Source organism: Mesorhizobium sp. M2E.F.Ca.ET.209.01.1.1 (assembly GCF_004010375.2).
Lineage (GTDB): Bacteria > Pseudomonadota > Alphaproteobacteria > Rhizobiales > Rhizobiaceae > Mesorhizobium.
The window spans coordinates 1-398 of record NZ_SADP02000298.1; the positions used below are offsets into that span (position 1 = coordinate 1).

Annotated in this window: 1 protein-coding gene; it reads right to left on the reverse strand. The window is 67.3% G+C overall.

Annotated features, from left to right (window positions below; all coding sequences use genetic code 11):
* Positions 1 to 40: 40 nt before the first annotated feature.
* The coding region (locus tag EN852_RS35740; RefSeq protein WP_281407831.1) for a DapH/DapD/GlmU-related protein at positions 41 to 398 on the reverse strand (358 nt) is incomplete at its 5' end.

Genomic DNA, 398 nt, shown 5'->3' on the forward strand with positions numbered 1-398 from the left:
ACGGTCGCGACGGCCAGGCCCTGCCGTTCTCTGCCGGAACTCAAACGGCGTCGTTTTCCCAGCGGTCGAGGAAGGCCTCGATCGGCATCGCCTGCATGTCGGGAACCGCCCTGGCGAGTTTTTCCACCGGCCAGTCCCACCAGGCGAGAGCCTCGATGCGCGCCGCTATTTCAGGGACAAAACGCGGCCTGATCGGCTTCGCCGGCACGCCTGCGACGATCGTGTAGGACGGCACGTCCCGCGTCACCACCGCATTGGCGCCGATGACCGCGCCATTGCCGATGGCGATGCCAGGCAAGATGACCGCGCCGTGGCCGATCCAGACATCATGGCCGATGGTCACGGCCTTCGACCGCCGCCGCTCGCGGAACGCGGCATCGACGCCCAGCCAGCGAAAA